This is a genomic window from Actinoplanes sp. CA-030573, from assembly GCF_050951115.1.
In the GTDB taxonomy this organism is placed as follows: domain Bacteria; phylum Actinomycetota; class Actinomycetes; order Mycobacteriales; family Micromonosporaceae; genus Actinoplanes.
Genome location: NZ_CP192038.1, coordinates 4,218,420 through 4,238,791, shown reverse-complemented (window position 1 = coordinate 4,238,791; position 20,372 = coordinate 4,218,420). Strand labels below are relative to the sequence as shown.

Sequence of the window (20,372 nt, the reverse complement as noted above, 5' to 3'; positions counted from 1 at the left end):
TGGGCATTACCCCTAGATCAATTTCGAAGATCAGATGCCGATCAATGCAGTCGGTGATCGACGTCAATGCTTGCGGCGAAAACGGTGATCAAATAACAGCGATGCATCGATCGCTTGACGCCGATGAAGATCGGTGTGAAGTTGGTCTCAGCTTCTCCGAGGGCGTCCTCTCCTCCTGAGCGGGCACCCAACCCGGCCTTTGGAGGAAGACATGACCAGCGAATCCGATCCCCCGGCCGACGCCCGCGAATGGCTGGCCAGCCGGCGGAGTTTTCTCACCCTCGGCGGTCTCGCCGCCACCGGCGTCGTTCTCGGCTTCGGCGCGACCGGCTGCGGCACGGCCAAGACCGGCAAGAGCAGCGGCGGCAGCAAGGGCCGCGCGGGCGCAGCCGGTGAGACGCTCTTCGTCGCGGGCTTCCAGTGGGGACCGCCCAAGACCTTCAACCCCCTGGCCGCCTCGCCCGACTGGCCGACGGCGCAGTTCCAGAGCCAGCTGATCTACGAGACGCTGCTGCGCTTCGACATGCGCGACGGGTCGCTGCACCCGGGCCTGGCCAAGGGCCTCGAGCAGCCCGACCCGCAGACCATGAAGCTGGCGCTGCAGGACGGCACCAAGTGGTCGGACGGCTCCGACCTCACGGCCGACGACGTGGTGTTCACCTTCGGGCTGGGCAAGACGGCGGCGGTCACCTTCTCGACCGTGTGGAACTACATCGACTCGGTCACGGCGCCCGATCCGCGCACCGTCCAGTTCAAGCTCAAGACCAACCCGTACAACCCGGGTTTCGTCAAGAACTTCATCTGCGCGACCAACATCGTGCCCAAGGCGGTGTTCAGCAAGCTCGCGCCGGACAAGGTGACCTCGGAGCCGAACCTGCAGCCGGTCGGCTCCGGGCCGTTCCTGCTGGACAAGTTCGACCAGACCCAGGTCAACCTCAAGCGCAACGACAACTACTGGGGCAACGGCGTCTTCGGCAAGCCGCCGATGGCGACCATCAACCACCCGATCTTCAAGAGCAACAACGACGGCGACCTCAAGCTGGAAAGCGGCGAGATCGACGCGAGCCAGCAGTTCACGGCTCAGATCTGGAAGATGTGGGAGGCGGGCAAGCCGGTCGGCACGTGGCTGACGAAGAAGCCTTATCACCTGCCCGGCAACCTGCCGTTGCTGATCATCAACCTGAACAAGAAGGGCCTGAACAACGTCAAGGTCCGGCAGGCCATCGCGTACGCGATCAACTATCCGAACATCGCCACGACCGCCATGTCGGACTACTCGGAGCCGGCCAACGCGAGCCTGATCATCCCGTCCGGCTACGAGTCGAAGTTCTACGACTCCGCCGCCGTGGCCGCGGAGGGCTGGAAGTACGACAAGGCCAAGGCGATCGACATCCTCGAGAACGAGCTGAAGGCCAAGAAGGGCTCGGACGGCATCTACGTGCTGCCGGACGGCACCAAGCTCGGCGGCTGGAAGCTGATCACGCCGACCGGCTGGACCGACTGGAACACGACCTGCGAGATCGTGGCCAAGTCGGCCAAGGAGGCCGGCATCGGCATCAGTACCGAGTTCCCGCAGTTCCCCACGATGTTCGCGGCCCTGCAGAACGGCAACTTCGACCTGGCGATGTTCAACTACACCGGGGTGGGCCCGGCCAGCCCGTGGATCCGCTTCCGCGACGCCATGGACGACCGCGGTGTGCCGGCGCCGGGCAAGACGTCGTTCTGGAACTACAACCGGTTCAAGGATCCGCAGGTGCCGTCGCTGCTCGACGCGGCGGCGGGGGCGAAGACGGACGCCGACGCCAAGGCGGCCTACGACAAGCTCGACGCGATCTACCGGCAGAACATCCCGGTCATTCCGCTGATGTACCGGCCGCTGGAGTTCTTCGAGTTCAACCAGTCGAACTGGACGAACTTCCCGACCGACGCGAACCCGTACGCGCCGCCGATGTGGCAGGGCGCCGGCATCGAGTGGCTCTTCAAGATCAAGAGGGTCGGCTCCTAGCACAGGGCGGCAGTCATGGCGCTGGCAAGATACCTCGGTCGCAAGCTGGCCTGGACCGTGGTCGTGTTCTTCGTGGCCCTGACCCTCAACTTCCTGCTCCCCCGCCTGATACCGGGCAACCCGGTCGACGCCATCGTCGGCCAGATCGCCTCGGGCGGGGGCGCGGGGGGTGAGCAGCTGCAGAAGATCCACGAGCACTACATGCAGGAGTTCGGGCTGGACAAGCCGATGTGGCAGCAGTACCTCATCTACATCGGGCACGTCTTCCAGGGCGACTTCGGCACGTCGTTCGGCCAGTACCCGGCCTCGGTGAACAAGCTGATCGGCGAGGCGCTGCCGTGGAGCATCGCCATCCAGCTGCCGGCGATCATCGTGGGCTGGGTGCTCGGGAACATCCTCGGCGCCGTGGCCGCCTTCAAGGGCGGCTGGCTGGACCGCGGCGCGTTCGTCAGCTCGCTGTTCTTCTCCAGCGTGCCGCCGTTCGCGTTCGCGATCATCCTGCTCTTCGTGGTGGCCGTGAAATGGGGCGCTCTGCCGGTGGGTGGCGCCTACTCGTTCGGCCTCTCCCCGGAGCTGTCGGTCAGCTTCTTCGGCGACGCGATTACGTACTTCTGGTTGCCGTTCTGGTCGCTGGTGCTGGTCTTCATCGGCGGCCAGGCGGTGGGCATGCGGTCGATGGCCGTGTACGAGCTGGGCACCGACTACGTCAACTACAACCGCGGCCTCGGCGTCCGGGACGCCATCACGGTCCGCTACATCTTCCGCAACGCGATGCTGCCCCAGTTCACCGGGCTGGGGCTGGCCATCGCCGGGCTCATCACCGGCGGCCTGATCATCGAGCTGGTGTTCTCCTATCCCGGCCTGGGCACGCTGCTGTTCAACGCGATCGGTCAGAACGACTACCCGGTGATCCAGGCGATCACCCTGCTGATCACGCTGGCCGTGCTGCTCGCCAACTTCACCGTCGACGTGCTCACCGGGTTCATCGATCCGCGGATCCGGGCCGCACAGAGCGGAGACCGCTGATGAGCCTGCGCGGGCTTTCCCCCCGTTTCTGGGTCGCCGCGGCGATCGTCGGTTTCGTCGTGCTGGTCGGCCTGATCGGGCCGGTCCTGGTGCACACCGACCCGAACGCCACCGTCGGCGGCCTCTACGACAAGCCGCAATGCTGCGGCGCGCTGCTGCTGGGCACCGACAACGAGGGCCAGAGCGTCCTGGCCAACCTCGTGTACGGGACGAGGACGTCGCTGATCGTCGGCCTGCTCGCCGGCCTGATCGCCACCGTCATCGGCCTCTTCGTGGGTCTGGTCTCCGGGTACCGCGGCGGCTGGATCGACGACGTGCTGACCGCCATCACCAACGTCGGCCTGGCGATCCCCGCCATCGTGGTGATCATCCTGGTCTCGGTGTCGCTGCCGCAGCGCAACATCTACACGCTGGCCCTGGTCATCGGCCTGACCGCCTGGTTCTGGGTGGCGCGCGCCGTGCGGGCCCAGGCCAGCAGCGTGCGGGCCCGGGAGCACATCGACGTGGCCCGGCTGTCCGGGGCCGGGTTCTGGTCGATCCTCGGCCGCGACGTCCTGCCGTACCTGCTCTCCTATGTGGTGATGGCCGCCGTCCTGCAGATCTCCAGCGCCATCCTGTTCGAGTCGACGCTGAGCCTGCTCGGTCTGGGCCCGAGCAACGCGACGAGCCTCGGCACGATGCTCTACTGGGCGATCGCCTGGGGCTCGGTGCGGACCGGCGCGTGGTGGGCGTTCGTGCCGCCGACGCTGATGCTCACGCTGATCGTCTTCGGGCTGCTGCTGTTGCAGTCGAGCCTCAACGAAGTGTTCAACCCGCGGCTGCGCCGTGGTCGCGCGGCCCGCCGGCGGATGGTGACGCAGGAGATCCAGCCGGAGGCGGTCGGGGCGGCCGGCCTGCTGGAGACGCCGATTTCCACCGGAACGGAGCAACACTGATGGGCACCCTTGTCGACGCCCGCAACATCCGCGGCGTGTACTACACCGGCAACAAGGACGTGGTGGCCGTCGACGACGTGTCGCTGCGGGTCGAGGAGGGCGAGGTGCTCGGCCTGGCCGGCGAGTCGGGCAGCGGCAAGACCACGCTCGGCTCGATCATCTCGCTGATCGCCCGGCCGCCGCTGCACGTCGAACGGGGCACCCTCGAGATCGACGGCAAGGTGCAGAACCTCGGCGGCGACGCCAAGGTGCCCCGGGCCTGGCGCGGGTCGGTGGTGTCGATGCTGCCGCAGGGCGCGATGAACTCGATCAGCCCGACCAAGCGCGTACGCCATCTGGTCTGGGACGTGATGCGCTCGCACGACCGCCGGATCTCCCGGGAGGCCGCGCTCGACCGGGCCCGCGAACGGATAACCACGCTCGGTCTGCCCGCGCGCGTCCTCGACGCGTACCCCCATCAGCTCTCCGGCGGCATGAAGCAGCGCGTCGTCACCATCGTCAGCACCCTGCTCAACCCGCGGCTGCTGGTGGCCGACGAGCCGACCTCCGCCCTCGACGTCTCGTCCCAGAAGATCCTCATCGAGATGCTGCTGGAGATGCTCGAGCAGAAGATCATGTCGGGCGTCATCTTCGTGACCCACGACTTGCCGGTATTGCGGACGGTGGCCACCAAGATCGCGGTAATGTACCAGGGGAGGATCGTCGAGAGCGGTCCGACCGGGCTCATGGTCGACCGGCCGCAGCACCCCTACACGCGGGCGCTGATGAGCTCGGTGCTGACGCCCGAGCCGAAATACACCAAGGTCCGGATCGAGGGCATGAGCGGCTTCGACCGTACGGAGTTCGACGCCCCGGCGGTGATCCACGGATGACCGCCCTCTACGCCGTCGAGCACCTGACCAAGACCTTCGGCCGGGGCAAGACCGCCGTCCAGGCCGTCAAGGACGTCTCCTTCGAGCTGGAGGAGGCGCAGGTCACGACCATCGTCGGGGAGAGCGGCTCGGGCAAGTCGACGGTCGCGCGGATGCTGCTGGGCCTGATGCCGGTCACCTCGGGCACCCTGCGTTTCGACGGCCGCGACGTCACCCACCTCAAGGGGCGTGACCGGGCCGCGTACTGGCGCCAGGTGCAGGCCGTCTTCCAGGACCCGTTCTCCTCGTTCAACCAGTTCTTCACCGTCGGCAAGTTGCTGGCCCGCTCGATGCGGCTGGTCGGCCGGGAGGTCGGCCGGCAGCGCCTGGAGGAGTCGCTCGGCCACGTCGGCATGACCCCGGACGTGCTCGGCCGCTACCCGCACGAGCTGTCCGGCGGCCAGCGCCAGCGCGTGATGATCGCCCGGGCGCTGATGATGCAGCCCAAGCTGCTGATCGCGGACGAGGCGACCTCGATGCTGGACGCGTCGCTGCGGGTGAACATTCTCAACGTGCTCACCGACCTGCGCGACGAGCTCGGCATGACCGTCCTGTTCATCACCCACGACATCGGGCAGGCCTGCTACCTCGCCGACCGGGTGCTGGTGATGGAGCACGGGTCGCTCGTCGAGCAGGGACCGACCGACAAGGTCATCTTCCAGCCCGAGCACGAGTACACCAAGCGGCTGCTGGCCGACGTGCCGAAGCTGCACTCGGCGATGGACCTGGAGCGGCCGTGATGCGGCGGACGCCGCTCACTGAGGGGTGGTCCCTGGTCTTCGCGGGGCGTGCCGTGCCGGCCACGGTGCCCGGCTCGGTGCACACGGACCTCATGGCGGCGGGCGTCATCGAGGACCCGTACCGCGGGCTCGTCGAGGAAGACCTGCGATGGATGTACGCCGAGGACTGGCATTACTCGCGCGTGCTGGACGTGGAGCCGGCCGTCGAGGGTGAGCGCGCCGACCTGGTCTTCGACGGCATCGACACGGTCGGGGTCGTCCGGCTGGGCGGCGCCGAGCTCGGGCGCACGTACAACATGCATCGCTCGTACCGCTTCGACGTCACGCCGCACCTGCGCGGCGGGCCGCTCGACCTCGAGGTCGACCTGCTGTCGGCCACCGCCTACGCCGAGGAGCAGATGCGCCGGCTCGGCGACCGGCCGCGGGCGCTGGCGAGCGCGCCCTACAACTTCGTCCGCAAGATGGCGTGCAGCTTCGGCTGGGACTGGGGCCCGGACCTGCGGACGGCCGGGCTGTGGAAGCCGGTGCGGCTGGAGCGCTGGAGCGTGGCCCGGATCGCCTCGGTGCGGCCGCTGGTCACCCTCGACCGGGTCACGCTGCACGTGACGGTGGAACACCTCGACCCGTCCCGGCCGCTGACCCTGACCGCGTCCGTTCTGGGCCAGGAATCCACAGTGGAAGTCGCTTCTTCGGAGGCGACGTTGGTCATCGACGTGCCCGACGCGCCGGTCTGGTGGCCGGCGGGCTACGGCGACCAGCCGCTGTGCGACCTGTCCGTCACGCTGTCCACAACAGACCTCGAGTTGGACCGCTGGGAACGACGGGTCGGCTTCCGGACCGTCTCGCTCGACACGTCGCCGGACGAGTTCGGCGCCAAGTTCACGATCTCCGTCAATGGCCGACCCATTTTCGTCAAGGGCGCCAACTGGATCCCGGACGACCACTTCCTCACCCGGATCACCCGCGATCGCCTCGACCGCCGCCTCGACCAGGCGGTGGCCGCGAACCTCAACCTGCTGCGGGTGTGGGGCGGCGGCATCTTCGAGAGCGACGACTTCTACGCCGCGTGCGACGAGCGGGGGCTGCTGGTGTGGCAGGACTTCCTGCTGGCCTGCGCCGCGTACGCCGAGGACTCGCCGTTGTGGCAGGAGATCGAGGCCGAGGCCCGGGAGAACGTGGTCCGCCTCATGCCGCACCCGTCGCTGGCCCTCTTCAACGGCGGCAACGAGAACTTCTGGGGGCACGAGGACTGGAACTGGCAGCAGGCGCTCGGCGACCGGTCGTGGGGGTTCGAGTACGCCGCCACGCTGTTCCGGGACATCGTCGCGGCGCTCGACCCGACCCGTCCCTACTCCCCCAACAGCCCGTCCTCCCCCGGCTACTCGCTCGCCCAGATGCACCCGAACGACCCCGACCACGGCAGCCATCACCAGTGGGAGGTCTGGAACCAGATCGACTACGTCAACTACCGGGCCGAGATCCCGCGGTTCTGCTCGGAGTTCGGCTTCCAAGGCCCGCCGGCGTGGCGCACGATGGCCGACTGGATGCCGGCCGAGGACAAGGAGGACCCGGTCTTCCTGCTGCACCAGAAGGCCGCCGACGGCAACGGCAAGCTCGACCGGGGCATGGACCCTCATCTCGGCGTGCCGTCGTCCTTCACCGACTGGCACTGGGCCGCCCAGCTCAACCAGGCGCGGGCGGTGACGTACGCGATCGACCACTACCGCCGCTGGTGGCCCCGCACCGCCGGCGCGGTCGTCTGGCAGCTCAACGACTGCTGGCCGGTCACCTCGTGGGCGGCCGTCGACTCCCAGGAGCGCCCGAAGCCGCTGTGGTACGCCCTGCGGCACGCGTTCGCCCCGCGGCGCCTGGTCTTCGTGGGCGACGACGTGGTGGTCCTGAACGACACCGACGAGCCCTGGATCGGTTCCCTGCGGCTGAGCCGCGAGGCTTTCGACGGCCGTTCCCGGGCGACGGTGGAGATCCCGGTCGAGGCCGGTCCGCGTTCATCGTTGCCGATCGCCCTGCCCCCGTCCGTGGCGTCCCCGCCCTCGGCGTCCTCGCCGTCCTCGCCGTCCTCGCCGCCCTCGCCCTCCTCGCCGTCCTCGCCCTCCTCGGCCTCCTCGTCCTCGGCGGCCGACATCCTCGTCGCGCGGCTCGACGGGGAGACTGCCGTGCACACGTTCGCGGAGGACGTCGAGCTGCCGCTGGAGCCGCATCCGGTCTCGGTCTCCGTGGCCCGCACGTCCGATGGTTACGCCGTCACCGTGACCGCCCGCTCGTTCGCCCGAGACGTCACCCTGCTTCCCGACCGCCTGGCCGCGGACGCCGTCGTGGACGACGCCCTCGTTTCGCTGCCGGCGGGCGACAGCGTGATCTTCCATGTCCGCACGACCGCGGACGGCCTCGAGGAAGGTCTCGCCGCGCCGCCCGTGCTGCGAACGGCCAACGACCTCCGGGCGTAACGCGGCGACGCGCCGGTCCCGGTGGTGCGGCGCGCCGGCCGGACCGTGGACACTGTGCCGATGAGCGACTTCGCGGTGGTGGTGGGCGCCGGATCGTTCCGTTCCGAGGCGACGGGCACGGTGCGGTTCCCGCATCGCTGGACCACCGAGGGCGTGACGGTCGAGAGCGACTTCACCGGGGCGCATCTGCTGCACCTGGCCGCGGCCGGCTGCGTGCTCAACGACGTCTACCGCGAGGCCGCCGCCCTGAGCGTTCCGATCGACGGCGTACGCGTGACCGCCGCCGGCGGCTTCGACACCGACAGCTGGGCGTCGACCGGCATCACCTACACCGTGGAGCTCGACTCCCCCGCACCGCCGCCCGACCGCGAGGCGCTGCTGACCCGCGTCGACGAGGTCGCCGAGATCCCGCGCGCCATCCGCGCCGGGGCACCGGTCGCCCGCCGCTGAGCGACACGCATGAGCGACGCCCGTGATCGGCCCGCGAAAGGCCGCACCGGCCCGGCCGCACGCCGAGGTAAGCAGAGCAAGACGTCGCCGGCCGGCCGCGCGCCACGGTAAGCAGAGCAAGGCGTCGCCGGCCGGGCGCGCCGGGGTGAGCAGAGCCGGGGGTAGCGGGCGGGCCACTCCCCGGACGCCGGCTCAGCGGGGGTTCGGCCGGCGCCCGGGGAGCGGGTTATCGGGCGGACAAGTAGTCGCGGGCCTCGGCCCGCAGGCGGGCGTGCATGCCCTCGTAGGCGGTCGCGCCCCCGCCGAGGTACTTTTTGTCGACCTTGGCGAGCATCGTGTAGTTCGGGTCGCAGACGTTGCCGACCGGGGCGGTTCCGGCCTGGCTCAGCAGCTGGTACGCGTCGAGCACGTCGAGCCCGGTGAGCGTGGCCGACCAGGTGACCAGGTCGTGCTGGCTCATCCGGTACGCGTCCTCCAGCGGGCGGGCCGAGCCGGCCGACATCAGGGCGTCGTCGGTCTCGAAGCGCGGCGTGGGGGTGGCGGCGCCCTTGATCAGGTCGAGGATGACGACCGTGTTCATGGCCGCCTCGACCGCGGTGCCGCACACCTCGCCGTCGCCCTGGCGGCAGTGGCCGTCACCCACGGCGAACAGGGCGCCGGGCACGTTCACGCCGAAGTAGGCGGTCACCCCGGCCCGCAGCTCGGGCGTGTCCATGTTGCCGCCGTGGACGTCGGGGACGATCGTCATGCGGCTCTCGAACGCACCGGGGGCGACTCCCGCCGTACCGTGCATGGGGTCCAGCGGAAGCGCGACGCTGAGGTCGCCCCGCCGGGCGTGATAGGTCACCGTGCCCGCGGCGACGTCGACGTCGTACCGCCAGACCAGCTCCTCCAGCGGCTCGTGCAGCATCGCCGTGGTGTGCGTCGTGGTCAGGGCGCCGAAGTGCGGGAACGTCGAGGAGACCGCCCAGTCGCGGGCCGGCTGGATCTCGACGAAGTGGACGGCGAGGGTGTCACCGGGCTCGGCCCCCTCCACGTGGAGCGGGCCGGTGACCGGGTTCAGGTACGGGAACTCGCACACCACCGACGGCAGGTCACCGACGTCGCGCACCCGGCCGCCGAAGCAGTCCTCGGTGTAGAGCTCGACGATCGTCCCGGGCTTGACCCGCCGCACCGCCTCCCGTCCGCCGAAGGTATAGGCCAGCTCGGAAGGTGCCGGACGGTAGCTGACGACCTCACTCATGAGTCCCCCGAGACCGAAGAGGTGGACAGACCGGCCAGCGAAGGACGCCGGCCGGAGACGTAGAAGCTGATCAGCACGATCACGCCGATGCCGAGCCAGATGAAGCCGAGCGTCTGCGCCGCGATGTTCGCGTTGATCACCACGTACAGCAGGATGAGGAAGCCGACGACCGGCACCACCAGGTGCCGGAGCCAGTCGCGGCTGCCGTTCCGCACCACGTAGTGGACCACCACCGCGACGTGCAGCGCCAGGAAAGCGGTCATCGCGCCGAAGTTGACCAGGGTGGAGAGCAGCGAGATGCCGTCGTCGCGGCTGGCCATGTAGAGGCCGAGCACCAGCGAGACGGCCGCGACCAGGAGCGTGGCGTTGGCCGGGACCTTGTGCTTGTCGTTGATCCGGGCCAGGAAGCGCGGCATCTGGCGGTCGCGGGCCATCGCGTACAGCAATCGGCTCGTCGCCGCCTGCGCCACCAGCGAGTTGGCGAAACCCCACGCGATGGCGGTGGCCAGCGCGGTGAGGCTGGCCAGCCAGCCGCCGCCGGCCACCCGCGCGGCGTCGTAGAACGCCGTGCCCTCGGGGTCGCCGTTGGCCAGCAGGCCGGGCGCGTCCGGCACGAGCAGCGCCGCCACCCAGGTCTGCACCACGAAGAGCGAGCCGGCCAGCAGCAGCGCGCCGACCATCGCCCGGCCGATCTGGCGCGCGTCCTCGCGGCTCTCCTCGGCCAGCATCGAGATGCCGTCGAAGCCGAGGAACGACAGCACCGCGATCGAGACCGCGCCGAAGACGACCGACCAGCTGAACGTGTCGGCGTTGTAGAGCGGGCTCCACGAGAACCCGCTGCCCTTCCCGTTGGCCAGCGCCACGATGCCGACCACCAGGAAGATCGCGAGGACGATCGCCTCGGCGACCAGCATCAGCTTGTTGACGCGCGCGGTCATCTGGATGCCGAGATAGTTGACCACGGTGTTGAGCAGCACGAACGCCACCAGCCACAGCCAGACCGGGATGCCCGGCACCAGCGAGTGCATGGCCACGCTGGCCACCAGGTAGAGCAGGCCGGGCACCAGCACGTAGTCGAGCAGGATCACCCAGCCGGCCAGGAACCCCACCGGCGGGGCGATGCCGCGGCCCGCGTAGCTGTAGACCGAGCCGGCCATCGGGAACGCGCGGACCATCTGCGCGTACGAGAGCGCGGTGAACATCATCGCCACCATGCCGATCACGTACGCGAGCGCGACCATCCCGCCCGAGCCGTTGAAGACGCTGCCGAAGATGCCGAACGGCGCGATGGGCACCATGAAGATGAGCCCGTAGATCAGGAGGTCGGTGAAGCTCAGCGAGCGGCTGAGCTCCTGCTTGTAACCGAACTGCTCGATGTCGGCCATGCGCGAACGCTAATGGAAAAGCTTGAAACAGAAAAGGTTTCTACCGGAAGGTTTTACCGGCGATCGATGACGTCGAAGTCCAGGCCGTCGGCCCGGGCCAGATAGACCGGTTGCTGGGCGTGCCGGTCGCGCATCACGAACGACCCGCGCCCGCCCTGGACCCGCGTTCCCTCGGCGACCGCGTCGACCACGGCCACGTCCAGGGTTCCGGCGGCAAGAGCAAGGGCATGCAGCAGGCGTACGCCGTCGTAAGCGCCCTGCCCGTGCGCGTTGAGGACCGGCGCGTCGACCCCGAAGCGTGCCGTGTACCGCTCGCCGAACGCCAGTGCCTCCTCGGTGGCCAGCGCGGCGAAGTAGCCCATCGACGCGTACAGCTCCCCGGTGCCGTCCCCGCCGGCGCCGAGCAGGCCGTTCTCCTCGAGCGCGCCGCACACCCGGGCCACTCGCGCCGATGCCGGGGAGGCCGCGAAGGCCCGGTTGAACCGCACCAGGTCACTGCCGACGAGACTCAGCAGCACCGCGTCGGCCCGGCTGGCGCTCACCAGGTCGACCAGCGCCGCCTCGTCGCCGGCGCCGCGCGGCACCAGCCGCTCGCCGACCACCCGCGCGCCGGCCCGGGCGAGCTGCTCGCGGGCCAGGGCGTGCATCCGCCGCGGCCACACGTAGTCGTTGCCGAGCAGCAGCCAGCGGCGGGCGCGGCCGGGGACGAGGCGGTCCAGGGCCGGGCGCAGCTGCCGGCGCGGGGTCTCGCCGAGCAGGAACACGCCGGGCGTGCGCTCGCCTCCCTCGTAGGGCGGCGTGTAGACGTACGGGAGCCGGCCGCCGATCGCCCGGGCCACCGCGACCCGGACGTCGCTCGCATGCGTGCCCACCACCGCGCTCAGTGCCCGCGCCCGGGCCAGACCGCTCACCTCGGCCGCCACCTCGGCCGGCGGCCGGCCACCGTCGATGAGCACCAGCTCCACCGGCCGGTCGAGGATGCCGCCGGCCGCGTTGAGCTCGGCCGCCGCCAGCACGGCGCAGTTCAGCGCCGAGGGCGCGAGCAGCCCGAGCGTGCCGGAGGTGGGCACCACGAGGCCGATCCGGACGGCCTGACCCGGTTCGGGCGCGAGGAGCCCGGCCTCCAGCGGATCGGTGACGAGAACGACGTCGTGGAGCATCCGCCGAGTATCTTCGCTGTCAGGCGACAGGCAAAGGGGGCGACGAGGGTGACCGGTACCGGCTTGCGCGCGCACCTGGCGTACCTGTTGAGCGAGGCCGAGCGCGAGCTGAACCGGCAGCTGGCGGCGGGCCTGGCCGCCGAGGGCGTGAGCGTCGAGCAGTGGCGCATCCTGCGCGCCCTCTCCGATGGCCACGGCCACTCGATGACCGACCTGGCCGAGGCCGTGCTGATGCCGCACCCGACCCTGACCAAGGCCGTCGACCGCCTGGTCGACGACGCGGTGGTCTACCGCCGCCAGGACACCGCCGACCGCCGCCGGGTCGCCGTCTACCTCTCCGACCGGGGCCGCGACCTGGTCGCCCGGCTGGACCGCCGGGCCGAGGAGCACCACGCCGACGTGGAGGCCGCCTTCGGCACCGCCCGCACCGAGCGCCTGATGCGCGAGCTGGAAGCCCTGGCCGGGATCGTCAGGCGAGCGCGTTGAGGGCGGCCGTCGCCTCGTCGTCGAGCTCGATGCCGGCGGCCGCGACGTTCTCGGCCAGATGGCCGAGGCTGCGGGTGCCGGGGATCAGCAGCGTGGCCGGGCTGTGCCCGAGCAGCCAGGCGAGGCCGGCCTGGGCCGGGGTGATGCCGAGCCGGGCAGCCTGCGCGACCACCACCGGATGGCCGGTCACGCTCGGGATGCGGTCGAAGGCCGAGCCGAGCGGGAAATAGGGCACCCAGGCGATGCCGTGCGCCTCGCACTCGGCCAGCATGTCCTCGTGGTCGCGGGTCAGCACGTTGTAGAGGTTCTGCACGCAGACGATCCCGGCCGGCAGCGCCTGCCGCAGTTGCGCGCGGCTCACGTGGCTCAGCCCGATCCCGCCGATCTTGCCGGCGTCGCGCAGGGCGATCAGCTCGGCCAGCTGGCTGTCGAGGTCGACCTGCTGGTCGCCGGTGGCGGTGATGCCGGGCGGCACGTCGGCCCGGCGCAGGTTGACCACGGCGACCCGCTCGGCGCCCAGGGCGCGCAGGTTCTCCTCGACCTGCGCCCGCAGCTCGGCCGGCTTCTGGGCGGCGACCAGGCGTTCCACCGGGTGGGCCACGGCGCCGACCTTGGTGACGATCTGCAGGCCTTGCCCGTACGGGTGGAGGGCCGCCCTGATCCGCTCGTTGGCGGCGCCGTAGAAATGGGCCGTGTCGATGTGGTTCACGCCGAGCTCGACGGCCCGGCGCAGAACGGTGACCGCCTCGTCGCGGCCGCCGTGTTCGAGCTGCATGGCGCCGAAGCCGACGCGCAGGACCTCGTGGTCGCCGAGTTTCCCGTACTTCATCTCTCCTCCGGGTAAGCTCGCACCAAGCGGAACCGATTCCGCTTGTCCGGCGTTCACGGTAGCAGAAGTGGAGGCGATTCCGGTTTCCGAGACTTCCCGCCCTCCGCGCGCCCGCAAAGACGCCCAGCTGAACCGGCAGCGCATCGTCGACGCCGCCACGCGCGTCCTCCGGGCCGGCCCCCAGCCGGTGAAGATCGAGACGATCGCGCAGGAGGCCGGCGTCGGCGTCGGCACGCTCTACCGCAACTTCCCGTCGCGCGAGGCGCTGGTCGAGGAGGTCTACCGCAGCGAGCTCGCCCGGCTCTGCGCGCGGGCCGGTGAGCTGCTGGCCGGGCACCCGCCGGCGGAGGCGATGCGCGCGTGGATGGGCCGGTACCAGGAGTTCGTCGCCACCAAGCACGGCATGGCCGAGGCGCTGCGCGCGGTGATCGCCAGCGGCGCGATCAGCTCGGGCACCACGCGCGAGCACCTGAACGGCGCGATCGCCACGCTTCTCGAGGCGGGCCGGCGGGACGGGAGCCTCCGGGCGGACGTCGAGCCGGCCGACGTCTCCGCCAGCATGGCCGGCATCATGCTGGCGGCGGCCGACGCCGAGCAGGCCGGCCGGATGCTGGGGCTGCTCGTCGACGGCCTGCTCGCCCGGCCGTGATCCCGCGAGGCCGTTGTCCGGCCGGCCGTTCATTCCGGGGCGCCGTTATTCGGCGGCGCCGAGGCGGCCGGCGGAGGTAGCGTGCGCGCGTGCCGTCCACGTACCCCCCGCTGAATCTCCGTGTCCGCACGCCGCGACTCACCCTCGCCGCCGCCACCGACGAGCTGCTCGAGCGCCTCGCGCCGGTGGTCCGGGCCGGCGTCGTCGCCGAGGGCGAGGTGCCGTTCGACGATCCGATCTCCCTTTACGAGGACAGCCCGGTCCGCGAATGGCGCTGGATGCAGGCCGTCTGGCGCGGCCGGGCCAGGGTCGACGCCTCGTTCTGGCGGCTGTACTTCGTGGTCTGCGACGACGGCGAGCCGGTCGGCATGCAGGACCTGATCGGCCGCGACTTCGCGGCGCTGGGCACGGTCACGACGTTCTCCTGGCTGGCGCCGGCGGCGCGTGGGCGCGGGCTCGGGCGGGAGGCCCGGGCGGCGATCCTGCACCTGGCGTTCGAGGGCTTCGGCGCCCGCGAGGCGACCACCGACGCGTTCGCCGACAACCACGCGTCGAACCGGGTGTCCGAGCTGGTCGGCTACACCCCCAACGGCACGGCCTGGGCCACCCGCCGGGGCGAGCCGGCCGAGCTGCGGTGCTGGCGGATGACCCGGGAGCGGTGGGCGGAACGGCGGCGCGACGACATCGAGCTGTCCGGCGTCGAGGAGTGCAAGCCGGTGCTGCTCAGCTTCCGCTGAAGTTGACCTTGAGGCCGTAGACCGAGGACGACGCCGTGACGAACAGGTGGTTGCGCCTCGCGCCGCCGAAGGTCAGGTTCGACGTGGTCTCGGGGACGTGCAGCTTGCCCAGGAGAGTGCCGTCCGGCGCGAAGCAGTGCAGCCCGTCGTGCGCGGCGGCCCAGACGCGGCCCTCGGCGTCCAGCCGCAGCCCGTCGAACGTGCCGGCGTCGCAGTCGGCGAAGACGTCACCGCCGGTCAGCACGCCGCCCTCGACATCGAAGCGGCGGATGTGGTTCCGGCGCGAGTCGGCGATGTAGAGCACGCTCTCCCCGGCGCCGAAGGCGAGCCCGTTCGGCCGGTCGAACTCGTCGGCGACCCGGCGGACATCGCCGCCCGGGTCGATCCGGTAGACGTGACAGCCGTCGAGCTCGGGATCGGCCCGGATGCCCTCGTAGTCGCTGTCGATGCCGTAGCTCGGGTCGGTGAACCAGATGCCGCCGTCCGAGTGCTCGACCACGTCGTTCGGGCTGTTGAACCGCTTGCCCTCGAACCGGTCGGCCAGCACCGTCACCGAGCCGTCGTGCTCGACCCGGGTGACCCGCCGGGTGCCCTGCTCGCAGCTGACCAGCCGGCCACGCCGGTCCAGCGTGCGGCCGTTGGCGTAGTCGGCCGGCTGCCGCAGCACGCCGACCGCGCCGGTCGTCTCGTCCCAGCGCAGCACACGGTCGTTGGGGATGTCGCTGAAGACCAGGTAGCGACCGGCCGGCACGTACGCCGGACCCTCGGTCCAGCGCCCGTCCCCGAAGAGGCGCTCCATCCACTGGTCGCCGCCGACCCGCCGGAACCGCTCGTCCAGCACCTCGAAGCGCGCCCTGATTCTTTCGGCCATGGTTCCTCCGTCGGCGCCGGGCCCGGCGGCCCGGCCGTGTGAAGATGCGGTCCGGCAGCCGGGGACAGTCCTACGGCTGGAGCAGGATCTTCGTTGCGCTCGCGCAATGATCACTCGGGCTACCGGGACCAGACCTTGAGCGTCAGGGACACCCCTTGCCGTCCCGCCTTGGTCATGCTGACCACGGCCGTGCCGGCACGCCGCAAGTTCAGGCAGACGGTACGCGTTCCGGTCGGCACCGGCGTGGGTGGCTTCGCAAGAAGAGCCTGGCAGCCCTCCCAGTCGGGGACTCGGTTGGGCGCGGCGGCCGCTTCGCCGAGGAAGCGGGCGCCCGTGCCGTCGGCGGTGAGCTGCACATCCCACCAGACGTCAAAGCCACCCGAGGTGGGAGCCGGGTGAACCGCGGCCCGATCGCGCCCGATGACCAGAACCTTGCCTGGCTTGAGCTCGTAGGTCCGACGATAGACGACTTCCGGCGGGGCGGGGGAGACGGGCACGCCCGTTGGCCTCCCCGTGGTGGGCAACGGGGATGGCCGGGCGGTCGGGCTCGGGCTGACGTAGCCGCGATGGGCGTTCTCCCAGATCACGATGGCAAAAGCGAGGAGCACCAGCGCCAGCAGTGTTGCGGCGATGAGAAACTTCGTTCCCGATGGCCTCATGATCGAATTGCATGCGGCATGGAAAAGCCATCCTCTTCCGTCATGATGGACGAGGATATAAGCACCCGCGCCGGTTGGCATCAACTGCGGCGAAGGGCATTCTTGTCGAGTGCGTCTGCCCAGGATCGCTCTCATGTTGATTGCTACCGGCACATGTTTCGTGGCCTGCGACGACACGGACACCTCACCGCAGCCCGCCCCAGGTTCCGAACGCTCCTGGACGGCGAAGGTGCCAGTCACCCCACCGACCCCTCCCTCGACGCTGACGACCTCGGATCCGACGATCCCGCCAACCGCGACGACTCCCGAACAATCACCGCGACCCACGACGACAACTGAGGCGCGCCGGATCGCATACGCCGAATACACGGCAATGGACACGGGAAGATGGGGACCGGCCTGGGATCTGTGGACGAATGAGGCGCAGAACATCATCTCTCGCGACGACTTCATTGCTCTTTACAGTGAATGCGCTCGCACGAGGTTCATTACGAGGACGGCGAATGGCGATTCCAGCCAAGCGACGACGAGATGGCCGACTACCGCATCGGTCTCGATGAACTGGTCGAGAAACGCACAAGGCAGGGCCGCTGTGGCTGAGTCGAGTCCGGACAGATGCGCATCCTGCCCCGGCTGACCGGATGGCGGCGGACGGGCCGCCGCCCCTCGCCACCCCCGCCCCCCGTCACGGCCCCGGCGGCCGGCAATACGCCCATCACGATCACGATGCCGCCGTCGCCGCCGGACCGGACCCAGCGCATTACCGCCTGGGCGACCGTCGGCGCGGTAGCAGTCAGCGCCGTCGCTCTCTACTACGGCAACCGCTCCGCCAACGCCGCCCTCGAAGCCGCCAAGGCCGGCAGCGTGCAGGCGAGCGCGGCCGCCGAGCAGGCGGACGCCGCACAGGCCGCACAGCTCACCGATCGATACGCCGTGGCCGTCGAGAGTCTGGGCAACGCCAGTGCCGATACGCGAATCGGTGCGATCTACGCGCTCGAGCGGATCATGCGGGATTCGCCGCGTGACCATCCGGCCGTGGTGAGCCTGCTGGCGACATATGTACGGACTCACTCGGTTGAGAACCGGCCGGCCAAGGGCACGACCGGCTGGCGGCATCCACGAGCCGACGTGCAGGAAGCGCTCCGCGTACTCGGCCACCGCGACGCCGGCGGGGAGACAACGCCCGCAGATCTCAGTGGCGCGTTCCTCTACGGCGCCGACCTGCGCGAACTCGACCTTCGTAAGGTCGTCTTCTCACACGCCGATCTCGGCGGCGCTCGAGCCCGCAATGTCCGGCTCGAGGAGGCTCACCTGGACGGCGCCGACCTGGACGAGGCGGATCTTGTCGGCGCTCGCCTCGATCGGGCGGACGCGTCGGGGGCCATCCTCGACGACGCACTGCTGGACGGCGTGACCCTGCGAAACGCTGATCTGACCAACGCAAGCCTGCGCCGGGTGTCGCTTGAGGACGTCGTGCTCGGCGGAGCCGACCTGACGACAGCTGACCTCGGGTACACGACCTTTACCGCGAGCACCGTCGTTTCGGACGTTACGTTGGAGGGCGCCGACCTGCGGGGCGCCAACCTCCGCCGAGCACGGTCGCTCGACCCGGAGGCACTCGCATGCACGACCGGTAGCGCAGCGACGACCCTGCTCCCGCCGGGTATCTCACTCAATTGGACGACGAGCAGCAAGTGCGCGGCAGAGCGAGGCCGCCCCACCGCGCCCGTCTTCGACTTCCGTGCAGCGGTGACCAAGCGGCGGTCGGGCGGCTGATCCGCGGGGAGTGGGGTTTCCCGACATGAGTCGGCGGGGCGTCGTCGTGACCATTGACTGCCCTCGATCAAGCCGGGAGGATTAATTCACGTCCTGAAAATACTTCTGAGAGGGCCCATGTCCCGTACCAAGTCAGCGGCCGTGACCGCCGCGGTGATCGTCGCCGCCGGGCTCGCCGCACCGGCCCAGGCCGCCGCCGCCCCCACCGTGCAGGTCTACCTCAGCTCCGAGTCGCGCACCGCCGGCTACGAGCCCAAGAACGGCAACTGGTACACCGATCCGGCCACCGGCCTGGCCGGCACTCCCTACCAGCTCAGCCGCCAGGCCGACCTGAGCACCGCGGCCGCCGGCGGCACCGCGACCATCACCGTCGACACCACCCAGCAGTACCAGACCGTCCTCGGCGTCGGCTCCTCGCTCGAGGAGTCCACCATCTACAACCTCTCCCGGATGAGCGCGGCCGGCCGCGACGCCGCCCTGCGCGCGCTGGTCGACCCGGTCAACGGCGCCGGCTTCAACGTCGCCCGGATCACCCTGGGCACCAGCGACTTCACCTCGCACGACTTCTACACGTACGACGACGGGGCCGCCGACCCGACACTGTCCCGCTTCTCGATCCAGCGCGACATCGACTACCACATCATCTCGACGCTGCAGCAGGCTCTTGCGATCAACCCGAACCTGAAGATCTTCGCGAGCGCGTGGAGCGCACCGCCGTGGATGAAGACGACCAACGCCATCATCGGCGGCAGCCTGCTCAGCCAGTACATCCCCACCCTCGCGGCGTACTACGGCAAGGCGGTCCGGGCGTACGCGGCGCAGGGCATCCCGATCTACGCGCTCACCCTGCAGAACGAGCCGCTGTTCTCCCCGGCCGACTACCCCGGCATGCTCGTCTCGGCCGACCAGGAGCGCCAGCTCGCCAAGGCGGTGCGCGCGGAGCTGCCGACCACCAAGATCTGGGCCTTCGACCACAACTTCTCCGAGGGCGTCTCGTACGCCGCCGGCGTGCTCACGGCCGATGCCCGGTCCTCGGTCGACGGCATCGCCTTCCACGACTACGCCGGCGACCCGTCGGCGATGGCGACGGTCAAGGCGACCTACCCGGAGAAGGACGTGCTGATGACCGAGCGCTCGGTCTGGGGCACGGCCGGCGTCGACCGGATCGTCCAGTACTTCCGCAACCAGGCCACGCTCTACGAGGGCTGGGTCTCCATGCTCGACCAGAGCCGCTCGCCCGAGCGCTGGTCCGGCTCGCCCGACCCGACCATGCTGGTACAGAGCACGTCGAACCGGGACACGTTCTGGAGGCTGCCGGACTACAACATGGTCGCCCAGTTCTCGAAGTTCGTGAAGGCGGGCGCCAAGCGGGTGGCGAGCGGTTACGGCTCGACCGGCACGGTCACCGACGTGGCGTTCGTGAACCCGGACAACTCCCTGGTCACCGTCGTGGTCAACCAGACCGCCGGGAACCAGACCTTCACCCTGCGGGCGGGCACGCGCCAGTTCACCGCGACGCTGCCGGCCAAGACCACCGGGACCTACGTCTGGGCGGGTGCGGGCGACGCCGGCTCCGGGCCGTCGCGCACCGGGCCGATCAGCGGGTACGGCGGAAAGTGCGTCGACGTGGCCGGGGCGAGCTCCGCCAACGGCACCGCCGTCCAGCTCTGGACCTGCAACGGCACCGCCGCCCAGACCTGGACGGCCGGCGCCGACGGCACGGTCCGCGCCCTCGGCAAGTGCCTGGACGTGACCGGCGCCAACCCGGCGAACGGCACGAAGGTCCAGCTCTACGACTGCAACGGCACGGCGGCCCAGCAGTGGGCCCCGAACGCCGACGGCACCCTGCGCTCGCTCGGCAAGTGCCTGGACGCCACCGGGCCGAGCTCGGCCGACGGCACCCGGCTGCAGGTCTGGGACTGCTTCGCCTCCGCCAACCAGAAGTGGACCCTCCCCGCGTAAGACCGAGTTCCCGGCGCCGGCTGCGAGCCGGCGCCGGGTTCACCCCCACTCAGCCGCCGGCCAAGCCGGCGTGTCCCACCGCC

General features: G+C 70.2%; 19 protein-coding genes. 13 read left to right on the top strand and 6 right to left on the bottom strand.

Annotated features, from left to right (window positions below; genetic code table 11):
- Positions 1-211 precede the first annotated feature (211 nt).
- The 7 genes from ACQP2F_RS19670 to ACQP2F_RS19640 are packed head-to-tail and all read left to right on the top strand — an operon-like array spanning position 212 to position 8,532.
- Positions 212-2,005, top strand: a complete 1,794-nt coding sequence (locus ACQP2F_RS19670) for an ABC transporter substrate-binding protein (RefSeq protein ID WP_433306026.1) — start codon at positions 212-214, stop codon at positions 2,003-2,005.
- Between the two features lie 15 nt (positions 2,006-2,020).
- Positions 2,021-3,031, top strand: a complete 1,011-nt coding sequence (locus ACQP2F_RS19665; protein WP_433306024.1) for an ABC transporter permease — start codon at positions 2,021-2,023, stop codon at positions 3,029-3,031.
- Complete coding sequence (locus ACQP2F_RS19660; protein WP_433306022.1) at positions 3,031-3,966, top strand: ABC transporter permease; 936 nt, start codon at positions 3,031-3,033, stop codon at positions 3,964-3,966. Before ACQP2F_RS19665 ends, ACQP2F_RS19660 begins: the two co-directional genes overlap by 1 nt.
- Positions 3,966-4,838, top strand: a complete 873-nt coding sequence (locus tag ACQP2F_RS19655) for an ABC transporter ATP-binding protein (protein WP_433306021.1) — start codon at positions 3,966-3,968, stop codon at positions 4,836-4,838. The genes ACQP2F_RS19660 and ACQP2F_RS19655 overlap by 1 nt, the downstream gene beginning before the upstream one ends.
- Complete coding sequence (locus ACQP2F_RS19650; protein ID WP_433306018.1) at positions 4,835-5,617, top strand: ABC transporter ATP-binding protein; 783 nt, start codon at positions 4,835-4,837, stop codon at positions 5,615-5,617. Before ACQP2F_RS19655 ends, ACQP2F_RS19650 begins: the two co-directional genes overlap by 4 nt.
- Positions 5,617-8,082, top strand: a complete 2,466-nt coding sequence (locus ACQP2F_RS19645) for a glycoside hydrolase family 2 protein (RefSeq protein WP_433306016.1) — start codon at positions 5,617-5,619, stop codon at positions 8,080-8,082. Before ACQP2F_RS19650 ends, ACQP2F_RS19645 begins: the two co-directional genes overlap by 1 nt.
- A 60-nt stretch (positions 8,083-8,142) precedes the next feature.
- Complete coding sequence (locus tag ACQP2F_RS19640) at positions 8,143-8,532, top strand: OsmC family protein (RefSeq protein WP_433306014.1); 390 nt, start codon at positions 8,143-8,145, stop codon at positions 8,530-8,532.
- Between the two features lie 226 nt (positions 8,533-8,758).
- Here ACQP2F_RS19640 and ACQP2F_RS19635 read toward each other — a convergent pair whose 3' ends face one another.
- The 3 genes from ACQP2F_RS19635 to ACQP2F_RS19625 are packed head-to-tail and all read right to left on the bottom strand — an operon-like array spanning position 8,759 to position 12,320.
- Positions 8,759-9,775 (bottom strand): acetamidase/formamidase family protein, encoded by a 1,017-nt coding sequence (locus tag ACQP2F_RS19635; RefSeq protein WP_433306012.1) that lies wholly within the window; start codon positions 9,773-9,775, stop codon positions 8,759-8,761.
- Complete coding sequence (locus tag ACQP2F_RS19630; RefSeq protein ID WP_433306010.1) at positions 9,772-11,160, bottom strand: APC family permease; 1,389 nt, start codon at positions 11,158-11,160, stop codon at positions 9,772-9,774. Before ACQP2F_RS19630 ends, ACQP2F_RS19635 begins: the two co-directional genes overlap by 4 nt.
- Before the next feature lie 53 nt (positions 11,161-11,213).
- A complete protein-coding gene (locus ACQP2F_RS19625; RefSeq protein WP_433306008.1) occupies positions 11,214-12,320 on the bottom strand; it encodes a substrate-binding domain-containing protein in 1,107 nt (368 codons plus the stop codon).
- 48 nt (positions 12,321-12,368) lie between these two features.
- Here ACQP2F_RS19625 and ACQP2F_RS19620 point away from each other — a divergent pair, with 48 nt between their 5' ends.
- Positions 12,369-12,806 (top strand): MarR family winged helix-turn-helix transcriptional regulator, encoded by a 438-nt coding sequence (locus tag ACQP2F_RS19620; protein WP_433306006.1) that lies wholly within the window; start codon positions 12,369-12,371, stop codon positions 12,804-12,806.
- Here the strand turns inward: ACQP2F_RS19620 and ACQP2F_RS19615 are convergent.
- Entirely contained in the window at positions 12,790-13,635 is an 846-nt protein-coding gene (locus ACQP2F_RS19615) for an aldo/keto reductase (RefSeq protein ID WP_433306005.1), read from the bottom strand. The genes ACQP2F_RS19620 and ACQP2F_RS19615 overlap by 17 nt on opposite strands.
- A 67-nt stretch (positions 13,636-13,702) precedes the next feature.
- Between ACQP2F_RS19615 and ACQP2F_RS19610 the strand changes: the two genes are divergently transcribed.
- Together ACQP2F_RS19610 and ACQP2F_RS19605 are read left to right on the top strand one after the other, a co-directional pair.
- Complete coding sequence (locus tag ACQP2F_RS19610) at positions 13,703-14,284, top strand: TetR/AcrR family transcriptional regulator (protein WP_433306003.1); 582 nt, start codon at positions 13,703-13,705, stop codon at positions 14,282-14,284.
- An 89-nt stretch (positions 14,285-14,373) separates the two neighbouring features.
- Positions 14,374-15,021, top strand: a complete 648-nt coding sequence (locus tag ACQP2F_RS19605; RefSeq protein WP_433306001.1) for a GNAT family N-acetyltransferase — start codon at positions 14,374-14,376, stop codon at positions 15,019-15,021.
- Here the strand turns inward: ACQP2F_RS19605 and ACQP2F_RS19600 are convergent.
- Positions 15,008-15,892: an SMP-30/gluconolactonase/LRE family protein gene (locus ACQP2F_RS19600; RefSeq protein WP_433305999.1), complete on the bottom strand. Its 885-nt coding sequence runs from the start codon at positions 15,890-15,892 to the stop codon at positions 15,008-15,010. The genes ACQP2F_RS19605 and ACQP2F_RS19600 overlap by 14 nt on opposite strands.
- A 119-nt stretch (positions 15,893-16,011) precedes the next feature.
- Complete coding sequence (locus ACQP2F_RS19595) at positions 16,012-16,932, bottom strand: hypothetical protein (protein WP_433305997.1); 921 nt, start codon at positions 16,930-16,932, stop codon at positions 16,012-16,014.
- Positions 16,933-17,019: 87 nt separating this feature from the next.
- Here ACQP2F_RS19595 and ACQP2F_RS19590 point away from each other — a divergent pair, with 87 nt between their 5' ends.
- From ACQP2F_RS19590 to ACQP2F_RS19580, 3 genes are all read left to right on the top strand, one after another.
- Positions 17,020-17,151 carry a hypothetical protein gene (locus ACQP2F_RS19590; protein ID WP_433305996.1) on the top strand — a complete coding sequence of 44 codons (132 nt, stop codon included), beginning with the start codon at positions 17,020-17,022 and terminating at the stop codon, positions 17,149-17,151.
- A gap of 15 nt (positions 17,152-17,166) precedes the next feature.
- A complete protein-coding gene (locus tag ACQP2F_RS19585; RefSeq protein WP_433305994.1) occupies positions 17,167-18,327 on the top strand; it encodes a pentapeptide repeat-containing protein in 1,161 nt (386 codons plus the stop codon).
- A gap of 117 nt (positions 18,328-18,444) precedes the next feature.
- Positions 18,445-20,289, top strand: a complete 1,845-nt coding sequence (locus tag ACQP2F_RS19580; protein WP_433305992.1) for a ricin-type beta-trefoil lectin domain protein — start codon at positions 18,445-18,447, stop codon at positions 20,287-20,289.
- Positions 20,290-20,372: the final 83 nt, after the last annotated feature.